General features: G+C 58.6%; 21 protein-coding genes. 19 read left to right on the top strand and 2 right to left on the bottom strand.

What is annotated here, in order from left to right; genetic code table 11:
• Positions 1 to 8: 8 nt before the first annotated feature.
• Together dnaN and dnaA are read right to left on the bottom strand one after the other, a co-directional pair.
• Entirely contained in the window at positions 9 to 1,112 is a 1,104-nt protein-coding gene (gene dnaN, locus QQL85_RS24740; RefSeq protein WP_016712777.1) for a DNA polymerase III subunit beta, read from the bottom strand.
• Between the two features lie 40 nt (positions 1,113 to 1,152).
• On the bottom strand, positions 1,153 to 2,682 hold the full coding sequence (gene dnaA, locus QQL85_RS24735) for a chromosomal replication initiator protein DnaA (RefSeq protein ID WP_284356978.1): 1,530 nt from the start codon (positions 2,680 to 2,682) through the stop codon (positions 1,153 to 1,155).
• A 595-nt stretch (positions 2,683 to 3,277) separates the two neighbouring features.
• On the opposite strand from dnaA, the gene rpmH reads away from it, so the two are divergent.
• The 19 genes from rpmH to glmU all read left to right on the top strand — a co-directional run bounded on the left by rpmH (position 3,278) and on the right by glmU (position 20,743).
• On the top strand, positions 3,278 to 3,412 hold the full coding sequence (rpmH, locus tag QQL85_RS24730; RefSeq protein ID WP_003253163.1) for a 50S ribosomal protein L34: 135 nt from the start codon (positions 3,278 to 3,280) through the stop codon (positions 3,410 to 3,412).
• A 13-nt stretch (positions 3,413 to 3,425) separates the two neighbouring features.
• Positions 3,426 to 3,830: a ribonuclease P protein component gene (gene rnpA / locus QQL85_RS24725; RefSeq protein ID WP_284357050.1), complete on the top strand. Its 405-nt coding sequence runs from the start codon at positions 3,426 to 3,428 to the stop codon at positions 3,828 to 3,830.
• A complete protein-coding gene (gene yidD, locus QQL85_RS24720; RefSeq protein WP_082426416.1) occupies positions 3,823 to 4,068 on the top strand; it encodes a membrane protein insertion efficiency factor YidD in 246 nt (81 codons plus the stop codon). The genes rnpA and yidD overlap by 8 nt, the downstream gene beginning before the upstream one ends.
• Before the next feature lie 2 nt (positions 4,069 to 4,070).
• Positions 4,071 to 5,753 carry a membrane protein insertase YidC gene (yidC, locus tag QQL85_RS24715; RefSeq protein ID WP_284356979.1) on the top strand — a complete coding sequence of 561 codons (1,683 nt, stop codon included), beginning with the start codon at positions 4,071 to 4,073 and terminating at the stop codon, positions 5,751 to 5,753.
• Positions 5,754 to 5,841: 88 nt separating this feature from the next.
• Entirely contained in the window at positions 5,842 to 7,212 is a 1,371-nt protein-coding gene (gene mnmE, locus QQL85_RS24710) for a tRNA uridine-5-carboxymethylaminomethyl(34) synthesis GTPase MnmE (RefSeq protein ID WP_284356980.1), read from the top strand.
• 547 nt (positions 7,213 to 7,759) lie between these two features.
• A complete protein-coding gene (mnmG, locus tag QQL85_RS24705) occupies positions 7,760 to 9,652 on the top strand; it encodes a tRNA uridine-5-carboxymethylaminomethyl(34) synthesis enzyme MnmG (RefSeq protein WP_284356981.1) in 1,893 nt (630 codons plus the stop codon).
• Positions 9,649 to 10,299, top strand: coding sequence for a 16S rRNA (guanine(527)-N(7))-methyltransferase RsmG (rsmG, locus tag QQL85_RS24700; RefSeq protein WP_284356982.1), 651 nt, complete (start codon positions 9,649 to 9,651; stop codon positions 10,297 to 10,299). The genes mnmG and rsmG overlap by 4 nt, the downstream gene beginning before the upstream one ends.
• 18 nt (positions 10,300 to 10,317) lie before the next feature.
• On the top strand, positions 10,318 to 11,109 hold the full coding sequence (locus QQL85_RS24695; protein WP_012274913.1) for a ParA family protein: 792 nt from the start codon (positions 10,318 to 10,320) through the stop codon (positions 11,107 to 11,109).
• A gap of 9 nt (positions 11,110 to 11,118) precedes the next feature.
• On the top strand, positions 11,119 to 11,991 hold the full coding sequence (locus tag QQL85_RS24690; RefSeq protein WP_284356983.1) for a ParB/RepB/Spo0J family partition protein: 873 nt from the start codon (positions 11,119 to 11,121) through the stop codon (positions 11,989 to 11,991).
• Between the two features lie 149 nt (positions 11,992 to 12,140).
• Positions 12,141 to 12,548: a F0F1 ATP synthase subunit I gene (locus QQL85_RS24685; RefSeq protein ID WP_172225112.1), complete on the top strand. Its 408-nt coding sequence runs from the start codon at positions 12,141 to 12,143 to the stop codon at positions 12,546 to 12,548.
• 16 nt (positions 12,549 to 12,564) lie between these two features.
• Positions 12,565 to 13,434: a F0F1 ATP synthase subunit A gene (gene atpB / locus QQL85_RS24680; RefSeq protein WP_003260030.1), complete on the top strand. Its 870-nt coding sequence runs from the start codon at positions 12,565 to 12,567 to the stop codon at positions 13,432 to 13,434.
• 144 nt (positions 13,435 to 13,578) lie between these two features.
• Positions 13,579 to 13,836: a F0F1 ATP synthase subunit C gene (gene atpE / locus QQL85_RS24675; protein ID WP_003097235.1), complete on the top strand. Its 258-nt coding sequence runs from the start codon at positions 13,579 to 13,581 to the stop codon at positions 13,834 to 13,836.
• A 56-nt stretch (positions 13,837 to 13,892) separates the two neighbouring features.
• Positions 13,893 to 14,363, top strand: a complete 471-nt coding sequence (locus QQL85_RS24670; protein ID WP_003260032.1) for a F0F1 ATP synthase subunit B — start codon at positions 13,893 to 13,895, stop codon at positions 14,361 to 14,363.
• 12 nt (positions 14,364 to 14,375) lie between these two features.
• The gene (locus QQL85_RS24665) at positions 14,376 to 14,912 is read left to right on the top strand and encodes a F0F1 ATP synthase subunit delta (protein ID WP_003253191.1); all 537 of its coding nucleotides are present in this window, start codon (positions 14,376 to 14,378) and stop codon (positions 14,910 to 14,912) included.
• Between the two features lie 21 nt (positions 14,913 to 14,933).
• Complete coding sequence (gene atpA / locus QQL85_RS24660; RefSeq protein WP_284356984.1) at positions 14,934 to 16,478, top strand: F0F1 ATP synthase subunit alpha; 1,545 nt, start codon at positions 14,934 to 14,936, stop codon at positions 16,476 to 16,478.
• Between the two features lie 48 nt (positions 16,479 to 16,526).
• Entirely contained in the window at positions 16,527 to 17,387 is an 861-nt protein-coding gene (gene atpG / locus QQL85_RS24655) for a F0F1 ATP synthase subunit gamma (RefSeq protein WP_284356985.1), read from the top strand.
• Positions 17,388 to 17,414: 27 nt separating this feature from the next.
• On the top strand, positions 17,415 to 18,791 hold the full coding sequence (atpD, locus tag QQL85_RS24650; protein ID WP_012274909.1) for a F0F1 ATP synthase subunit beta: 1,377 nt from the start codon (positions 17,415 to 17,417) through the stop codon (positions 18,789 to 18,791).
• Positions 18,792 to 18,834: 43 nt separating this feature from the next.
• Entirely contained in the window at positions 18,835 to 19,254 is a 420-nt protein-coding gene (locus QQL85_RS24645; RefSeq protein ID WP_012274908.1) for a F0F1 ATP synthase subunit epsilon, read from the top strand.
• 121 nt (positions 19,255 to 19,375) lie between these two features.
• Positions 19,376 to 20,743, top strand: a complete 1,368-nt coding sequence (gene glmU / locus QQL85_RS24640; RefSeq protein WP_284356986.1) for a bifunctional UDP-N-acetylglucosamine diphosphorylase/glucosamine-1-phosphate N-acetyltransferase GlmU — start codon at positions 19,376 to 19,378, stop codon at positions 20,741 to 20,743.
• Positions 20,744 to 20,929 lie beyond the last annotated feature (186 nt).

Below are 20,929 nucleotides of genomic sequence, written 5' to 3'. Positions count from 1 at the left end.
GCTTCAGGTTACAGACGCATCGGCATGACAACGTAGGAAGAATCGTCATTGCCAGCTTCCTGCAGCAAGGCACTGCTGTTGGAATCGGACAGGATCAGACGAACTTGCTCGGTAGTCATCACGCCCAGCACGTCCAGCAGGTAGCTGACGTTAAAGCCGATTTCCAGCGAGCTACCCTCGTAGTCCACGCTGATCTCTTCTTCAGCTTCTTCCTGCTCGGGGTTGTTAGCCTGGATCTTCAGTTGGCCAGCAGCCAGTTGCAAGCGGATACCGCGGTATTTTTCGTTGGAAAGAATCGCAGTACGGCTGAAGGCTTCACGCAGCGCCTGGCGATCGCCGACAACCAGTTTGTCGCCGCCCTTGGGCAGTACTCGCTCGTAGTCCGGGAACTTACCGTCTACCAACTTAGAGGTGAAGGTGAATTCACCGGTGGTAGCGCGGATATGGTGCTGCCCCAGGACAATGCTGACCATACCTTCCGGATCGGTCAGAAGGCGCGCCAGCTCCAGGATACCTTTGCGCGGCACGATAACCTGATGGCGATCATCCTGCTCGATTGGCGCAGTCATGGAGCACAGTGCCAAGCGGTGGCCGTCGGTGGATACCGCACGTAGGGTGTTTCGGGAAACCTCCAGCAACATGCCGTTGAGGTAATAGCGCACATCCTGCTGGGCCATGGCGAAGCTGGTGCGCTCAATCAAGCGGCGCAGCTTGCTCTGCTCCAGGTTGCAGGTCAGCGAGCCTGGGCCTTCTTCCACGGTAGGGAAATCATTGGCAGGCAGGGTCGACAGGGTAAAGCGGCTGCGGCCGGCCTTGACCAACAATTTCTGCTCATCAACCTTGATATCGATCAGGGCATCGTTCGGCAGGCTTTTGCAGATATCCATCAGCTTGCGTGCCGGGACAGTGATTTCGCCAGGCTCAGCCGGCTCTTCCAGTTGCACGCGGCCTACCAGTTCGACTTCCAGGTCGGTACCGGTCAACGACAGTTGCTGGCCTTGCACGACCAGCAATACGTTGGACAGGACCGGCAAGGTCTGACGGCGCTCGACGACACCGGCGACCAGTTGCAGGGGTTTCAACAGGGCTTCGCGTTGAATGGTGAAATGCATGGTCTAGTCCCTTGCCTTCAATTAGCTGCGCAGACGGCCATCAGGTCGTCAGCGTCCGCAGCAGGTTCTTGTAGTCCTCGCGGATGTCCGCGTCGGATTCCTTCAGTTCATTGATTTTGCGACAGGCGTGCAGCACCGTCGTATGGTCGCGGCCACCGAACATATCTCCGATTTCCGGCAGACTGTGGTTGGTCAGCTCCTTGGACAGCGCCATGGCCACCTGGCGCGGACGCGCGACAGAACGTGAACGCCGCTTGGACAACAGATCGGAGATCTTGATCTTGTAGTACTCGGCGACGGTACGCTGAATGTTATCCACACTGACCAGTTTGTCCTGCAGCGCCAGCAGGTCTTTCAAAGACTCACGGATCAGCTCGATGGTGATATCGCGGCCCATGAAGTGCGAGTGGGCGATCACCCGCTTGAGTGCACCTTCCAGCTCACGGACGTTGGAGCGGATGCGCTGGGCAATGAAGAAGGCGGCGTCGTGCGGTAGCTCAACCTTTGCCTGGTCAGCCTTCTTCATCAGGATGGCTACGCGGGTTTCCAGCTCAGGTGGCTCGACTGCCACCGTCAGGCCCCAACCAAAGCGCGACTTCAGGCGCTCCTCCAGGCCTTCAATCTCCTTGGGGTAGCGGTCAGAGGTAAGAATTACCTGTTGGCCCCCCTCAAGCAAGGCGTTGAAGGTGTGGAAAAACTCTTCCTGTGAGCGCTCTTTGCGGGCGAAGAACTGAATATCGTCAATCAGCAATGCATCCACCGAGCGGTAGAAGCGCTTGAATTCGTTGATGGCATTGAGCTGCAAAGCCTTGACCATATCTGCGACGAAGCGCTCCGAGTGCAGGTACACGACCTTCGCGTTCGGGTTCTTCTTCAGCAGGTGGTTACCCACAGCATGCATAAGGTGGGTTTTACCCAGGCCCACACCACCATACAGGAACAGCGGGTTGTAGCCATGCTTGGGGTTGTCCGCCACCTGCCAGGCAGCCGCACGCGCCAACTGGTTCGACTTACCCTCGACGAAGGTCTCGAAGGTGAAGGTGCGGTTCAGGTAACTGGTGTGCTTGAGCGCACCTTCAACCTGCACAGTACGCTGTTCGGCCCGGCCGCCAATGGCGGGTGCCACAGCCGTTTCGGCCATGGCATCGAAGCTGTCGCGTGAGGAAGGTTCGGCCAGATCATCGACCAATACCGGCTCAGCCACCGCCACGGCAACAGGTTCGACCGGTGCCACCGGAGCAGGCTTGTGTGCCTGACCCTGGGCCAGCGAAGCAGCCACGGCGGCACTGACCGGTGCGTTGGGCGCGGCACGCGGCGCCGAGCTGCGCCGGCTACCTATTAATAAGGAAAGGGCAGGCGCAATACCGCTGCCGTTTTCACCTAACAGCTCGAGCAGACGCCCCAGGTACTTTTCATTGACCCAATCGAGAACGAAACGGTTAGGCGCATAGACGCGCAACTCGTCGCCTTCGGCTTCGACCTGTAGCGGACGGATCCAGGTGTTGAATTGCTGGGCAGGCAGTTCATCGCGCAGAAGCTCCACGCACTGCTGCCAAAGTTCCACTGACACGGATATCCCCTGAGTTTGAAAGCCGGATGAGGCAAAAGCAAACCGCCATTGTACCGGTCGAGCGCTCAGTTATCCACATGTGGACACGTTGGTATCCATGACAAAACAGCCATTTATCGCCCAAAACGGCATTTCGACACTGTGAATAAGCCCTGTGGATAAACACCCTTGAGGTCTATGCACAACCCTGAGCACCGACCTGTTGATAACCGCCCTGTGGGTAAGTGGCATTTTAATCCACAGCTTGCGCTCACGATCAAAACAGGTGGAGCACCGGTTCAGAACACAGTTATAAAACGCTGTACAGCCCGTATTTTATGGCCTGTAGAAGGTTATCCACAGAAGGTTATCCACTTAAGATTTATAAGTTCTTCAGAAAAGCTTTTTATATGTCTCTTCTTTTTTTTCATGTTGTCCCCGATTCGCGTGCCCGATCAAGCACCCCTTGGGAGGGGCCGAGCAGGCACCGTCCATCACACGCTCTATAGGGAAAGGCTGGTTGGAAATTGACCTATGGGCTTGCTTTCTCTAGAATCGCCGGTCTCTTAAAAAGGGGGCCATCCCGGCCCGTCGTCGACAAACCAGGTAACACGCCATGAAACGTACTTTCCAACCAAGCACCATCAAGCGCGCCCGCACCCACGGTTTCCGTGCCCGTATGGCTACCAAGAACGGCCGCGCTGTTCTGTCGCGTCGTCGTGCCAAAGGCCGTAAGCGTCTGGCCATTTGATTTTTCGGCACAGGTGGTGAGTCAGGACTTCAGTCGGGAAAAGCGACTGCTTACACCCCGGCACTTCAAAGCGGTCTTCGACTCCCCAACCGGCAAGGTTCCAGGGAAAAACCTGCTGATCCTTGCTCGCGAGAACGGCCTCGATCACCCACGCCTCGGCCTGGTGATCGGCAAGAAGAGCGTCAAGCTCGCTGTTCAACGCAACCGACTCAAGCGCTTGATGCGCGATTCCTTTCGTCTGAACCAGCAATTGCTTGCCGGCCTGGACATTGTGATCGTCGCGCGCAAGGGATTGGGTGAGGTAGAAAACCCGGAATTGCACCAACACTTTGGCAAACTCTGGAAACGCCTGGCGCGTAGCCGGCCAACACCAGCAGTCACCGCCAATTCCGCAGGGGTAGACAGTCAAGATGCGTAAACTGGCACTCGTTCCGATCCAGTTTTACCGTTACGCCATTAGTCCTCTGATGGCCAATCACTGTCGTTTTTTCCCCAGTTGCTCCTGTTACGCTCAAGAAGCCATCGAAAACCATGGCCTCTGGCGTGGTGGGTGGCTAGCCGTTCGTCGCCTGGGGCGTTGTCATCCGTGGAATGACGGCGGTTTCGACCCCGTTCCCCCCGCTCCTTCCTCCCGAACTTCTTCGATAGCCGAGTAATCATGGATATTAAACGCACGATCCTGATCGCCGCGCTGGCAGTCGTGTCCTACGTCATGGTCCTGAAGTGGAACGATGACTACGGCCAGGCTGCCCTGCCGACTCAGAATACTGCTGCCAGCACTGTTGCTCCGGGCTTGCCCGATGGCGTGCCGGCCGGTAACAACGGTGCCAGCGCCGATGTACCGAGCGCCAACGCTGAATCGAGCCCTGCCGAATTGGCACCGGTCGCACTCAGCAAGGACCTGATCCGAGTCAAGACCGACGTCCTGGAACTGGCTATCGATCCGGTCGGTGGTGACATCGTCCAGTTGAACCTGCCGAAGTACCCACGCCGTCAAGACCACCCGAACATTCCATTCCAGTTGTTCGACAATGGTGGTGAGCGTGTTTACCTGGCACAAAGCGGCCTGACCGGTGCCAATGGCCCGGATGCCCGCGCCAGCGGTCGCCCGCTGTATGCCACCGAGCAGAAGAGCTACCAGCTGGCCGATGGTCAGGAACAACTGGTGGTCGACCTGAAGTTCAGCGACAACGGTGTCAACTACATCAAGCGCTTCAGCTTCAAGCGCGGTGAGTACGACCTGAATGTCAGCTATCTGATCGACAACCAGAGTGGCCAGGCCTGGAGCGGCAACATGTTTGCCCAGCTCAAGCGCGACGCCAGCGGCGATCCGTCCTCGAGTACCGCAACCGGCACCGCAACCTACCTGGGTGCAGCCCTGTGGACAGCTTCCGAGCCTTACAAAAAAGTCTCGATGAAGGACATCGACAAAGGTAGTTTGAAAGAAAATGTGTCTGGCGGCTGGGTTGCCTGGCTGCAGCACTACTTCGTGACCGCCTGGATTCCGGCAAAATCGGACAACAACGTTGTCCAGACCCGCAAGGACAGCCAGGGCAACTACATCATCGGCTACACCGGCCCAGCGCTCAGCGTACCTGCGGGTGGCAAGGTCGAAACCAGTGCCATGCTGTACGCCGGCCCGAAGATCCAGTCCAAGCTGAAAGAGTTGTCCCCAGGCCTGGAACTGACCGTCGACTACGGTTTCCTGTGGTTCATCGCCCAGCCGATCTTCTGGCTGCTGCAACATATCCACAGCCTGCTGGGTAACTGGGGCTGGTCGATCATCGTGCTGACCATGCTGATCAAAGGCCTGTTCTTCCCGCTGTCGGCTGCCAGCTACCGCTCCATGGCGCGCATGCGTGCCGTTGCGCCGAAGCTCGCCGCACTGAAGGAACGCTTCGGTGATGATCGCCAGAAGATGTCCCAGGCGATGATGGAGCTGTACAAGAAAGAGAAGATCAACCCGCTGGGCGGCTGCCTGCCGATCCTGGTGCAGATGCCGGTATTCCTGGCCCTGTACTGGGTATTGCTGGAAAGCGTTGAAATGCGCCAGGCCCCATGGATGCTGTGGATTACCGACCTGTCGATCAAGGATCCGTTCTTCATCCTGCCGATCATCATGGGCGCCACCATGTTCATCCAGCAGCGCCTGAACCCGACGCCGCCGGATCCGATGCAGGCCAAGGTGATGAAAATGATGCCGATCATCTTCACCTTCTTCTTCCTGTGGTTCCCGGCTGGTCTGGTGCTGTACTGGGTTGTGAACAACTGCCTGTCGATTTCGCAGCAGTGGTACATCACTCGCCGTATCGAAGCAGCCACCAAAAAAGCTGCTGCTTGACGGGCTAGTACGCTAGCCTGTGAATAAAAAACGCCCCCTAGTGGGGCGTTTTTGCTATCTGTCGTTTTTGTCGTAGAGGCTTTCGAGCATGAACACTGTGCGTGAAACCATCGCCGCCATCGCTACCGCTCAAGGCCGCGGCGGTGTGGGCATTGTCAGGTTGTCCGGCCCTCTGGCCAGCAAGGCCGGGCAGCTGATCACTGGCCGTACGCTAACCCCTCGCCATGCCCATTACGGCCCGTTCCGCGACGACGAAGGGCTGGTGCTGGACGAAGGGATTGCGCTGTTCTTCCCTGGGCCGAACTCGTTCACCGGCGAAGATGTGCTCGAGCTGCAGGGCCACGGTGGCCCGGTGGTTCTGGACATGCTGCTGCAGCGCTGTGTACACGTTGGCTGCCGTCTGGCCCGCCCGGGTGAATTCAGCGAACGCGCCTTCCTCAACGACAAGCTTGACCTGGCCCAGGCCGAAGCCATTGCCGACCTGATCGAGGCCAGCTCCAGCCAGGCGGCGCGCAATGCCCTGCGCTCGCTGCAGGGGGAATTCTCCAAGCGTGTGCACAGCCTGACCGAGGCGCTGATTGCCCTGCGCATCTACGTCGAGGCAGCAATCGATTTCCCTGAAGAAGAGATCGACTTCCTCGCCGACGGCCATGTGCTGTCGATGCTCGATGCAGTGCGCGGCGAGTTATCCACCGTGCAACGTGAGGCCGGGCAGGGTGCTTTGCTGCGCGATGGCATGACTGTGGTCATCGCCGGGCGGCCGAACGCCGGCAAGTCAAGTCTGCTGAACCAACTGGCCGGCCGGGAAGCGGCCATTGTCACCGATATTGCCGGCACCACCCGGGACATCCTGCGCGAACATATCCACATCGATGGCATGCCACTGCATGTGGTCGATACCGCCGGTTTGCGAGATACCGATGACCATGTGGAAAAGATCGGCGTAGAACGCGCCCTGAAGGCCATTGGCGAGGCTGATCGTGTATTGCTGGTGGTCGACTCCACCGCGCCCGAGGCCACCGACCCGTTCGCCTTGTGGCCCGAGTTTCTCGACCAGCGGCCGGACCCGGCCAAGGTCACGCTGATTCGCAACAAGGCCGACCTGAGTGGTGAACGGGTAGCGCTGGAACAGTGCGATGACGGCCATGTGACCATTACCCTCAGCGCCAAGGGCGACGATACAGGGCTGCAACTGCTGCGTGACCATCTGAAGGCCTGTATGGGTTACGAACAGACGGCTGAGAGTGGCTTCAGTGCCCGCCGGCGCCACATGGACGCCTTGCGCCAGGCCAGCGAGCACCTGGAGCATGGCCGTGCCCAATTGACCTTGGCGGGCGCAGGAGAGCTTCTGGCTGAGGACTTGCGTCAGGCACAGCATGCCCTGGGGGAAATCACCGGGGCATTCAGCTCGGATGACCTGCTGGGGCGGATTTTCTCCAGCTTCTGCATCGGCAAGTAATCCACAGCCAGGTACTTCCAAACGCCGCTCCTTCGGGAGCGGCTTTTTTTTGTCCGCAATTTTTCAGTCCAAGCCTTGCCGGAATCCCTGTGGGAGCGGGTTTACCCGCGAAGAGGCCCTGGAGACTCACAATCAATTCATCCACAGAAGGCCATCTGTGCTCAGGAGCCCTGTGGAAAACCAGGCTTCAGCTCCGTTGATAAACAGGCTTTTTGTCTGAGGAAAAATCCGGCTGTGGGTAAACAGGCATTTAATCCACAGGCTAAATCGTGTTATCCATAGGCCTCATGGCACTCAAGCCACAGGGTTTAATCTCTCTCTACACAGCGCAATTACTGGGATACAAGACCTTATCCACAGATAACGTTGTGCATAAGAATAAACATAAAAACAAAGCTTTTATAAATTTCTTCTTGTTGATTTCTGTTGTCTGCCACTCATCCACAGACTGGTCAAAATTTGCTCAGACGGTTTCTTTAAAGGGGGTGAAGTCCCTATACTTGTCGGCTTACCTTCTCTATTCGCAAAAACAGGCACGAGGTGCGTGGTGGATTTCCCTTCCCGTTTTGAAGTGATCGTCATCGGCGGCGGCCATGCCGGTACCGAGGCTGCGCTTGCGTCTGCACGCATGGGTGTGAAAACCCTGCTGCTGACCCATAACGTGGAAACCCTCGGTCACATGAGCTGCAACCCCGCTATTGGCGGTATTGGCAAAAGCCATCTGGTCAAAGAGATCGATGCCCTCGGCGGCGCCATGGCGCTGGCCACCGACAAGAGCGGCATCCAGTTCCGCGTTCTGAACAACCGCAAGGGCCCGGCCGTTCGTGCCACCCGTGCACAGGCCGACCGCGCCATCTACAAGGCGGTGGTGCGTGAAATCCTGGAAAATCAGCCGAACCTGTGGATATTCCAGCAGTCCTGCGACGACCTGATCGTCGAGCAGGACCAGGTCAAAGGCGTGGTGACCCAGATGGGTCTGCGTTTCTTCGCCGAATCGGTGGTATTGACCACTGGTACGTTCCTCGGCGGGCTTATCCACATTGGCTTGCAAAACCATTCCGGCGGTCGTGCTGGTGATCCACCTTCGATTGCCCTGGCCCACCGCATGCGTGAACTGCCGCTGCGCGTCGGTCGGCTGAAAACCGGTACACCGCCGCGCATCGATGGTCGCTCGGTGGATTTCTCGGTCATGACCGAGCAGCCAGGCGATACGCCAATCCCGGTGATGTCGTTCATGGGCAATGCCGAGATGCACCCACGCCAGGTGAGCTGCTGGATTACCCACACCAATGCGCGCACCCACGAGATCATTGCCTCGAACCTCGACCGTTCGCCGATGTACTCCGGCGTGATCGAAGGTGTCGGCCCGCGCTATTGCCCGTCGATCGAAGACAAGATCCACCGCTTCGCCGACAAGGAAAGCCACCAGGTGTTCATCGAGCCGGAAGGCCTGACCACCCACGAGCTGTACCCCAACGGCATTTCCACTTCGCTGCCGTTCGACGTGCAGCTGCAACTGGTGCGTTCGATCCGCGGTATGGAAAACGCCCACATCGTGCGCCCGGGCTATGCCATCGAATACGACTACTTCGACCCGCGTGACCTCAAGTACAGCCTCGAGACCAAAGTCATCGGTGGCCTGTTCTTCGCCGGGCAGATCAACGGCACCACCGGTTACGAAGAAGCCGGTGCCCAGGGCCTGCTGGCCGGGACCAACGCCGCACTGCGTGCGCAGGGCCGCGACAGCTGGTGCCCACGCCGCGACGAGGCGTACATCGGCGTACTGGTTGATGACCTGATTACCCTGGGTACCCAGGAGCCGTACCGCATGTTCACCTCGCGTGCCGAGTACCGCCTGATCCTGCGCGAAGACAACGCCGACCTGCGCCTGACCGAGAAAGGCCGCGAGCTGGGCCTGATCGATGATCAGCGCTGGGCTGCCTTCTGCGCCAAGCGCGATGGCATCGAGCGTGAGGAACAGCGCCTCAAGTCGACCTGGGTGCGTCCGAACACCGCGCAAGGCCAGGCCATTGTGGATAAGTTTGGTACCCCATTGAGCCACGAATACAGCCTGCTCAACCTGCTGGCGCGCCCGGAAATCGACTACGCCGGCCTGATCGAGGCGACCGGCGGTGATGTGATCGATCCACAGGTCGCCGAGCAGGTCGAAATCCGTACCAAGTACGCCGGTTACATCGACCGCCAGCAGGATGAAATCGCCCGCCTGCGCGCCAGCGAGGACACCCGCCTGCCTGTGGATATCGACTACTCGACCATTTCTGGCCTGTCCAAAGAGATCCAGAGCAAGCTTGGCCAGACCCGTCCGGAAACCCTCGGCCAGGCCTCGCGCATCCCTGGCGTGACCCCGGCGGCGATTTCCCTGTTGCTGATTTACTTGAAAAAACGCGGCGCTGGCCGCGAATTGGAGCAAAGCGCTTGAGTTCCCTGGTCACCCCGCAACACGCCGATGAGTTGTCCACAGGTGCGCGCCAGCTCGGCGTCGAGCTGAGCGCCGAGCATCACGAGAAACTGCTTGGCTACCTGGCCCTGTTGATCAAATGGAACAAAGCCTACAACCTCACCGCTGTGCGCGACCCGGACGAGATGGTGTCGCGCCATTTGCTCGACAGCCTGAGCGTGATGTCGTTTATCCACAGCGAGCGTGAAAACTGGCTCGATGTGGGCAGCGGCGGTGGCATGCCCGGCATCCCGTTGGCTATCCTCCATCCGCACAAGCGCGTGACGGTACTGGACGCCAATGGCAAAAAGACCCGCTTCCTGACCCAGGTGAAAATGGAGCTCAAACTGGACAACCTCACGGTTATCCACAGCCGGGTCGAGGCCTACCAGCCAGCTCAGCCGTTCGACGGCATCATCTCTCGTGCCTTCAGCAGCATGGAGAACTTCACCAACTGGACCCGCCATCTGGGCGACACCGGGACGCAATGGCTTGCAATGAAGGGGCTGCATCCTGCCGATGAACTGGTAGCATTGCCCGCAGACTTCACAGTGGAAAGCGAACAGGCCCTGACCGTTCCGGGTTGCCAGGGCCAGCGCCATCTGCTGATACTGCGCCGCAAGGCATGACTGGGAACACGCGCATCAATGGCTAAGGTATTCGCAATCGCGAACCAGAAAGGTGGTGTAGGCAAGACCACCACCTGTATCAATCTCGCCGCCTCGCTGGCCGCGACCAAGCGTCGTGTGCTGCTGATCGACCTCGATCCGCAGGGCAACGCCACCATGGGCAGCGGTGTGGACAAGCACGAGCTCGAGCACTCGGTCTATGACCTGTTGATCGGGGAATGCGACCTGGCCCAGGCCATGCATTACTCCGAGCACGGTGGTTTCCAGTTGCTGCCGGCCAACCGAGACCTCACCGCCGCCGAAGTGGTGCTGCTGGAAATGCAGGTCAAGGAAAGCCGTCTGCGAAACGCGCTGGCGCCGATCCGTGAGAACTACGACTACATCCTCATCGACTGTCCGCCGTCGCTGTCGATGCTCACGCTCAACGCCCTGGTCGCTTCCGATGGTGTGATCATCCCCATGCAGTGCGAGTACTACGCACTGGAAGGTCTCAGCGACCTTGTGGATAACATCAAGCGCATCGCCGCCCGGTTGAACCCGGAGCTGAAGATCGAGGGCCTGCTGCGGACCATGTACGACCCGCGCCTGAGCCTGAACAACGATGTTTCGGCGCAACTGAAGGAGCACTTTGGCCCGCAGCTGTACGACACGGTCATTCCGCGCAATATTCGCTTGGCCGAGGCCCCGAGCTTCGGCATGCCGGCCCTGGCTTACGACAAGCAATCGCGAGGCGCGCTGGCATATCTGGCCCTGGCCGGGGAACTGGTACGCCGTCAACGCCGTCAATCACGCACTGCACAAACAACTTAAGGAATCCGTATGGCCGTCAAGAAACGGGGTCTCGGACGTGGGTTGGATGCACTGCTCAGTGGTCCTTCCGTCAGCGCGCTCGAAGAGCAGGCTGTGAAGATCGACCAGAAAGAACTGCAACACCTGCCGGTCGAGTTGATCCAGCGTGGCAAGTACCAGCCGCGCCGGGACATGGACCCGGAGGCGCTGGAAGAGCTCGCGCACTCGATTCGCAACCATGGCGTGATGCAGCCGATCGTGGTGCGCCCGATTGGCGACAGCCGCTACGAGATCATCGCCGGTGAGCGCCGCTGGCGCGCCACCCAGCAGGCTGGCCTGGACACGATCCCGGCGATGGTCCGCGAAGTGGCCGACGAAGCGGCCATTGCCATGGCGCTGATCGAGAACATCCAGCGCGAAGACCTCAACCCGCTGGAAGAGGCCCTGGCGCTGCAGCGCCTGCAGCAGGAGTTCGAGCTGACCCAGCAACAGGTGGCGGACGCCGTGGGCAAGTCGCGGGTAACCGTGGCCAATCTGCTGCGCCTGATCACCCTGCCTGAAGCGATCAAGACCATGCTCGCCCATGGCGATCTGGAGATGGGCCACGCCCGTGCATTGCTCGGCCTGGACGAAAGCCGTCAGGAGGAGGGGGCGCGTCATGTTGTCGCACGCGGCCTGACCGTGCGCCAAACTGAGGCACTGGTGCGTCAGTGGCTCAGTGACAAGCCTGATCCGGTCGAACCGAGCAAACCTGATCCGGATATCGCACGCCTTGAACAGCGGCTCGCAGAGCGCCTGGGCTCGGCTGTTCAGATCCGTCATGGCAACAAGGGCAAAGGCCAGTTGGTTATTCGTTACAACTCGCTTGACGAGTTGCAAGGCGTGCTTGCTCACATCCGCTGAAACAATTCCTGTTGTAGCGCGCAGTCGGAAATCACTACCGAAGAGTTGAATAGGGGTTAATCCACCCCTATACTCTGCGCGCATTTTGTCGGCACAAATTATGCCAAGTCATAACTGACTTGTTGGTCGACTTCCGAGGAGCAGTTGTGATGGAAATACGCACGCCAAACCGCCTGCCTTTCCATCGCTGGGCGGTTTTTCCGGTACTGCTGGCTCAATTTGTCGTACTGCTGCTGGCGACCTTGGTGTTGTGGCAGTGGAAAGGGGTAGTCAGTGGATATTCAGGCCTTTGCGGAGGTTTGATTGCCTGGCTGCCCAATGTGTACTTCGCCTGGAAGGCTTTTCGCTTCAGCGGAGCTCGGGCGGCACAAGCCATCGTCAAGTCGTTTTACGCTGGCGAGGCAGGCAAGATGATTTTGACGGCAGTGCTTTTTGCACTGACCTTCGCAGGAGTGAAGCCACTGGCGCCGTTAGCAGTATTCGGCGTCTTCGTGTTGACCCTTTGGGTCAGCTGGTTCGCGCCCCTGCTGATGAATAAAAGACTTTCGAGACCTTAGGGCGTTTGAGGCAACCATGGCAGCAGAAACCGCTTCGGGCTATATCCAGCACCACTTGCAGAACCTGACCTACGGTCAACTACCAGACGGCAGCTGGGGCTTCGCCCATTCGGCTGCAGAAGCCAAGGCAATGGGCTTCTGGGCGTTCCACCTGGACACCCTGGGTTGGTCCGTCGCGCTGGGTCTGATCTTCCTGTTCATCTTCCGCATGGCGGCCAAGAAGGCGACTTCCGGCCAACCTGGCGGTCTGCAGAACTTCGTTGAAGTGATGGTGGACTTCGTCAACGGCAGCGTGAAGGACTCCTTCCACGGCCGTAGCCCGGTAATCGCCCCACTGGCGCTGACCATTTTCGTCTGGGTATTCCTGATGAACGCCGTCGACCTGGTACCGGTCGACTGGATTCCTCAGTTGGCTATCCTGATTTCCGGTGACCCGCACATTCCGTTCCGCGCTGTGTCGACCACCGACCCGAACGCGACCCTGGCCATGGCCTTCTGCGTGTTCGCCCTGATCATCTTCTACAGCATCAAGGTCAAGGGCCTGGGCGGATTCATCGGTGAGCTGACCCTGCACCCGTTCGGCAGCAAGAACATCTTTGTTCAGATCCTGCTGATTCCGGTCAACTTCCTGCTGGAATTCGTCACCTTGATCGCCAAGCCGATCTCGCTGGCACTGCGTCTGTTCGGCAACATGTATGCCGGCGAGCTGGTGTTCATCCTGATCGCTGTCATGTTCGGCTCCGGCCTGCTGTGGCTCAGCGGCCTGGGTGTGGTGCTGCAATGGGCGTGGGCTGTGTTCCACATCCTGATCATCACCCTGCAAGCTTTCATCTTCATGATGCTGACCATCGTCTACCTGTCGATGGCTCACGAAGATAACCATTAAGACCGCCTGGCGTGTCTGATAGCCTTCCCCGCCTGTTCGGGGGGAGGGCTTAAAAAGTCCGCAAGGGCATGCTGTACCAAACGATTTGTTTTACCGCTTCAAACTAAAAACCTAACCAATACGACGTAAAAGTCGGGAGGAAAGATGGAAACTGTAGTTGGTCTGACCGCTATCGCTGTTGCTCTGCTGATCGGCCTGGGTGCTCTGGGTACCGCCATTGGTTTCGGCCTGCTGGGCGGCAAATTCCTGGAAGGCGCTGCTCGTCAACCAGAAATGGTTCCGATGCTGCAGGTTAAAATGTTCATCGTTGCCGGTCTGCTCGACGCCGTAACTATGATCGGTGTTGGTATCGCTCTGTTCTTCACCTTCGCGAATCCGTTCGTTGGTCAGATCGCCGGCTAATCACTCGTCACCACGAGTTGATGGCTGTATGAATTAAGACCGAGCGAGGTGTTGGCGTGAACATTAATGCAACCCTGATTGGCCAATCCGTTGCTTTTCTGATTTTTGTACTCTTCTGCATGAAGTATGTATGGCCTCCGGTCATCACTGCCCTGCAAGAGCGCCAAAAGAAGATTGCTGACGGCTTGGACGCTGCCAACCGCGCAGCTCGCGACCTGGAGCTGGCCCAAGAGAAAGCGGGTCAGCAACTGCGTGAAGCTAAAGCACAGGCAGCCGAAATCATTGAGCAAAGCAAGAAACGCGCTGCTCAGCTTGTCGAGGAAGCCCGTGACCAGGCCCGCGTCGAAGCTGACCGTGTGAAGGCTCAGGCTCTGGCCGAGATCGAACAGGAACTGAACAGCGCTAAAGACGCCCTGCGTGCCCAAGTGGGTGCTCTGGCCGTTGGCGGTGCTGAAAAGATCCTTGGCGCCACAATCGATCAAAACGCGCATGCGGAGCTGGTTAACAAACTGGCCGCTGAAATTTAAGCGAGGGCGATCATGGCAGAACTGACCACGTTGGCCCGACCTTACGCTAAGGCTGCCTTTGAGCATGCCCAGGCCCATCAGCAACTGGCCAATTGGTCAGCCATGCTCGGCCTGGCTGCTGCGGTGTCGCAAGACGACACCATGCAGCGCCTGCTCAAGGCCCCGCGACTGACGAGCGCAGAAAAGGCCGCCACGTTCATTGACGTGTGCGGTGACAAGTTCAATGCACAGGCACAGAATTTCATTCATGTTGCCGCGGAAAACGACCGTCTCCTGCTTCTGCCGGAGATTGCCGCTCTGTTTGACCTGTACAAGGCCGAGCAAGAGAAATCCGTGGACGTGGAAGTCACCAGTGCCTTCGCGTTGAACCAAGAACAGCAAGACAAACTCGCCAAGGTTCTCAGTGCACGGTTAGGCCAGGAAGTGCGCCTGCACGCGTCGGAGGATGCCAGCCTGATTGGCGGCGTCGTCATCCGCGCTGGTGACCTGGTAATCGATGGCTCTGTTCGCGGCAAAATCGCGAAACTGGCCGAAGCCTTGAAATCTTGAGTTTGAAGGGGCAGCAGAGCAATGCAGCAACTCAATCCTTCCGAAATTAGTGAAATCATCAAGGGCCGCATCGACAACCTCGATGTGAGCTCCCAAGCCCGTAACGAAGGTACCGTTGTTTCGGTTTCCGACGGTATCGTGCGGATCCACGGTCTGGCCGACGTCATGTACGGCGAAATGATCGAGTTCCCTGGCAGCGTATTCGGCATGGCCCTGAACCTGGAGCAAGACTCCGTAGGTGCAGTGATCCTGGGTGCATATGACACCCTCGCCGAAGGCATGAGCGCCAAGTGCACCGGCCGCATCCTGCAAGTTCCGGTTGGTAAGGAACTGCTGGGTCGCGTCGTCGACGCACTGGGTAACCCGATCGACGGCAAAGGTCCTCTGGGCAACACCGAGACCGACGCGGTCGAGAAAGTTGCTCCAGGCGTGATCTGGCGTAAGTCGGTAGACCAGCCTGTACAGACTGGCTACAAATCCGTCGACGCCATGATCCCAGTCGGCCGTGGCCAGCGCGAGCTGATCATCGGCGACCGTCAGATCGGCAAGACCGCCATGGCCATCGACGCCATCATCAACCAGAAAGACTCCGGTATTTTCTGTGTGTATGTTGCTGTCGGCCAGAAGCGTTCCACCGTTGCCAACATCGTTCGCAAGCTGGAAGAAAACGGCGCCCTGGCCAACACCATCGTGGTGGTTGCCAGTGCTTCGGAATCCGCCGCACTGCAATTCCTGGCGCCATACGCCGGTTGCACCATGGGCGAGTTCTTCCGTGACCGCGGTGAAGACGCACTGATCGTTTACGATGACCTGTCCAAGCAGGCCGTTGCCTACCGTCAGATCTCCCTGCTGCTGCGCCGTCCACCAGGACGTGAAGCGTACCCAGGCGACGTGTTCTATCTCCACTCCCGTCTGCTGGAGCGTGCTTCGCGCGTTTCCGAAGAGTACGTTGAGAAGTTCACCAACGGCGCAGTGACTGGCAAAACCGGTTCCCTGACCGCTCTGCCGATCATCGAAACCCAGGCTGGCGACGTTTCCGCGTTCGTTCCGACCAACGTGATTTCCATCACCGACGGTCAGATCTTCCTGGAATCGGCCATGTTCAACTCGGGCATCCGCCCTGCAGTTAACGCCGGTGTTTCGGTATCCCGCGTAGGTGGTGCCGCTCAGACCAAGATCATCAAGAAGCTGTCCGGTGGTATCCGTACCGCTCTGGCTCAGTACCGTGAACTGGCAGCATTCGCCCAGTTCGCGTCCGATCTGGACGAAGCGACCCGCAAACAGCTGGAGCATGGTCAGCGCGTTACCGAGCTGATGAAGCAGAAGCAGTACGCGCCGATGTCCATCGCGGACATGGCCCTGTCGCTGTACGCCGCTGAGCGTGGCTTCCTGACTGACGTAGAAGTCTCCAAGATCGGCAGCTTCGAGCAAGCACTGATCGCCTTCTTCAACCGTGATCACGCTGAACTGATGGCGAAGATCAATGTGAAGGGTGACTTCAACGACGAAATCGACGCTGGCCTGAAAGCCGGTATCGAGAAGTTCAAGGCCACCCAGACCTGGTAAGCCGCAGCGGGGGCTCAGGCCCCCGCTTGCTAACCTGATAGGTGATACATGGCAGGCGCAAAAGAGATTCGCAGTAAGATTGCGAGCATCAAAAGCACGCAAAAAATTACCAGCGCCATGGAGAAAGTGGCGGTCAGCAAGATGCGCAGGGCACAACTGCGCATGGCTGCTAGCCGTCCTTACGCGGAGCGTATCCGCCAGGTGATCGGTCATCTGGCCAACGCCAACCCGGAATACCGCCACCCGTTCATGATCGAGCGCCCTGTAAAGCGCGCCGGTTATATCGTGGTGAGCAGTGACCGTGGTCTGTGCGGTGGCTTGAACACCAACCTGTTCAAGGCCCTGGTCAAGGACATGAACGTAAACCGCGAACAGGGCGTTGAAATCGACCTGTGCGTGATCGGCAGCAAGGGTGCGACTTTCTTCCGCATCTTTGGCGGTAACGTCGTAGCCGCGATCAGCCAACTGGGCGAAGAGCCATCGATCAACGATCTGATCGGCTCCGTCAAAGTGATGCTGGACGCCTACCTGGACGGCCGTATCGATCGCCTCTCGGTGGTTTCGAACAAGTTCATCAACACCATGACCCAGAAGCCGACGGTCGAGCAATTGGTACCGTTGGTGGCAACCCCGGATCAGGATCTCAAGCATCACTGGGATTACCTGTACGAACCCGACGCAAAAGAGCTGCTGGACGGCTTGATGGTGCGTTATGTGGAGTCGCAGGTATACCAGGCGGTGGTCGAGAACAACGCTGCTGAACAAGCGGCCCGGATGATCGCCATGAAGAACGCCACAGACAACGCCGGTGATTTGATCAAAGAGCTTCAGCTGATCTACAACAAGGCGCGTCAGGCTGCGATCACCCAGGAGATCTCGGAAATCGTCGGCGGCGCTGCCGCGGTTTAACGGTTCACATATTCAGAGGATCCAGCTATGAGTAGCGGACGTATCGTTCAAATCATCGGCGCCGTCATCGACGTGGAATTCCCACGTGACGTCGTGCCGAGTGTATACAACGCGCTGAAAGTACAAGGCGCGGAAACCACCCTGGAAGTTCAGCAGCAGCTGGGCGACGGCGTGGTTCGTACCATTGCGATGGGCTCGACCGAAGGCCTGAAGCGCGGTCTGGATGTCGTCGACACCGGTGCTGCCATTTCCGTTCCAGTTGGTAAGGCCACTCTGGGCCGTATCATGGACGTACTGGGCAACCCGATCGACGAAGCCGGCCCGATCGGCGAAGAAGAGCGTCGCGGTATCCACCAGCCAGCGCCTTCGTTCGCTGACCAGGCTGGCGGCAACGACCTTCTGGAAACCGGCATCAAGGTTATCGACCTGGTTTGCCCGTTCGCCAAGGGTGGTAAAGTTGGTCTGTTCGGTGGTGCCGGTGTCGGCAAGACCGTAAACATGATGGAACTGATCCGTAACATCGCCATGGAACACAGCGGTTACTCCGTGTTCGCTGGTGTGGGTGAGCGTACTCGTGAGGGTAACGACTTCTACCACGAGATGAAGGACTCCAACGTTCTCGACAAAGTAGCGCTGGTCTACGGTCAGATGAACGAGCCACCAGGAAACCGTCTGCGCGTCGCGCTGACCGGCCTGACCATGGCTGAGAAGTTCCGTGACGAAGGTAACGACGTTCTGCTGTTCGTCGACAACATCTATCGTTACACCCTGGCCGGTACCGAAGTATCCGCTCTGTTGGGCCGTATGCCTTCGGCAGTAGGTTACCAGCCGACCCTGGCTGAAGAGATGGGCGTTCTGCAAGAGCGCATCACCTCCACCAAGGAAGGTTCGATCACCTCCGTCCAGGCCGTATATGTGCCAGCGGACGACTTGACCGACCCGTCGCCAGCGACCACCTTCGCCCACTTGGACGCCACCGTTGTTCTGTCGCGTGACATCGCCTCCCTGGGTATCTACCCAGCGGTCGATCCACTGGACTCGACTTCGCGCCAGCTGGACCCGAACGTGATCGGCAACGAGCACTACGACACCGCTCGTGGCGTTCAGTATGTTCTGCAGCGCTACAAAGAGCTGAAGGACATCATCGCGATTCTGGGTATGGACGAACTGTCCGAAGACGACAAGCAACTGGTAGCCCGCGCTCGTAAGATCCAGCGCTTCCTGTCGCAGCCGTTCTTCGTGGCCGAAGTCTTCACCGGTTCGCCAGGCAAGTACGTTTCCCTGAAAGACACCATCGCTGGCTTCAGCGGCATCCTCAAAGGTGACTACGACCACCTGCCAGAACAAGCGTTCTACATGGTCGGCAGCATCGACGAAGCGATCGAGAAAGCCAAGAAACTGTAATTCCTGCGCCCCGCAAGGGGCGCTATCAGGTTGAGGCAAGCAGATGGCTATGACAGTCCATTGCGATATCGTCAGCGCGGAAGGAGAGATCTTCTCCGGCCTGGTCGAGATGGTGGTTGCGCACGGTAACCTGGGTGATCTTGGTATCGCTCCAGGCCACGCGCCGCTGATCACCAATCTGAAGCCAGGTCCGATCACGCTGACCAAGCAGGGTGGCACCCAAGAGGTGTTCTACATCTCTGGTGGCTTCCTCGAGGTTCAGCCAAACATGGTCAAGGTGCTTGCCGATACCGTGCAACGTGCTGCAGACCTGGATGAAGCTCAGGCTCAGGAAGCCCTCAAGGCTGCTGAGAACGCCCTGAATCTGAAAGGCGCGGACTTCGACTACGGTGCCGCCGCCGCTCGTCTGGCCGAGGCCGCAGCTCAGCTGCGTACCGTCCAGCAAATGCGCAAAGGCAAGTAATCGGCCTTTGGCTGATAACTTCTGTTGCGATTGAGTAAAAGGGTAGCCTCGGCTACCCTTTTTCTTTTTCTGATTTCTCCCCCCGGTCATTTCACTGACCGCCCAGGATTGGTAGCCAGTAATGTCACTCGATATCGTTATTCTCGCCGCCGGCCAAGGCACCCGCATGCGCTCGGCGCTGCCCAAGGTGCTGCACCCGGTAGCCGGCAACTCCATGCTTGGTCATGTTATCCACAGCGCACGCCAACTGCAGCCGCAAGGTATTCATGTGGTCATTGGCCATGGTGCCGAGCTGGTTCGCGACCGCCTGGCCGCTGACGACCTGAATTTCGTCATGCAGGATAAACAGCTGGGTACCGGCCATGCTGTTGCCCAAGCACTGCCGGCACTGACCGCCGACACCGTGCTGGTGTTGTACGGTGACGTGCCGTTGATCGAAGTGGAGACCCTGCAACGTCTGCTGGCCAAGGCCAACGACCAGCAGTTGGGTCTGCTGACGGTCACCCTCGACGACCCGACCGGCTATGGTCGTATCGTCCGTGACGAGCAGGGCAAGGTAACTGCCATTGTTGAGCACAAGGACGCCAACGACGCGCAGAAAGCGATCAAGGAAGGCAACACCGGCATTCTGGCCCTGCCAGCGGCGCGGCTGGCCGACTGGATGGGCCGTCTGTCGAACAACAACGCCCAGGGCGAGTATTACCTGACCGACGTCATCGCCATGGCGGTGGCGGATGGCCTGGTGGTGGCCACCGAACAGCCGCACGACCCGATGGAAGTGCAGGGCGCCAACGATCGCCGCCAGTTGTCCGAGCTGGAGCGTCACTACCAGCTGCGTGAAGGCCGCCGCCTGATGGCCCAGGGTGTGACCCTGCGCGACCCGGCGCGCTTCGATGTACGCGGTGAAGTGACTGTTGGGCGTGACGTGCTGATCGACATCAACGTAATTCTCGAAGGCAAAGTGGTCATCGAGGATGATGTGCAGATCGGCCCTAACTGCGTGATCAAGAACACCACCCTGCGCAAAGGCGCGGTGGTCAAGGCTAACAGCCACCTTGAAGGCGCCGTGATGGGCGAGGGTAGCGATGCTGGCCCGTTCGCCCGCCTGCGCCCAGGCAGCGTGCTGGAAGCCAAAGCCCATGTGGGTAACTTCGTCGAACTGAAAAACGCCCACTTGGGCGAAGGCGCCAAGGCCGGTCACCTGACCTACCTGGGCGATGCCGAAATCGGTGCGCGCACCAATATTGGCGCCGGTACCATCACCTGCAACTACGATGGCGCCAACAAGTTCAAGACGGTGATGGGCGAGGACGTGTTCATCGGTTCGAACAACTCGCTGGTAGCGCCTGTGGAAATCAAGGCAGGTGCGACCACCGCAGCCGGTTCCACCATCAACCAGGCAGTCGAAGCCGGCGACCTGGCGGTGGCCCGTGCGCGCCAGCGCAACATTTCCGGCTGGAAGCGCCCGGAGAAGATCAACAAGAGCTGAGTTATACACAGCTGTTTCGATCGAAAGCCGACTTATGTGAGTAAGTCGGCTTTTTTGTTGGCTGATCGCTCCTACAGGGACCGCGCCAGCGCAGAAGAAACTATCCACAGGGCAGCAACGACTTGACGAAATGCTCATCTTAGGTTTTGATTGCCACTATTATCTTTCGAAACGAAACTTAAGCGC

The organism is Pseudomonas putida, from assembly GCF_030159595.1.
GTDB lineage: Bacteria > Pseudomonadota > Gammaproteobacteria > Pseudomonadales > Pseudomonadaceae > Aquipseudomonas > Aquipseudomonas putida_AC.
This window is presented reverse-complemented; position numbering and strand designations above follow the sequence as displayed.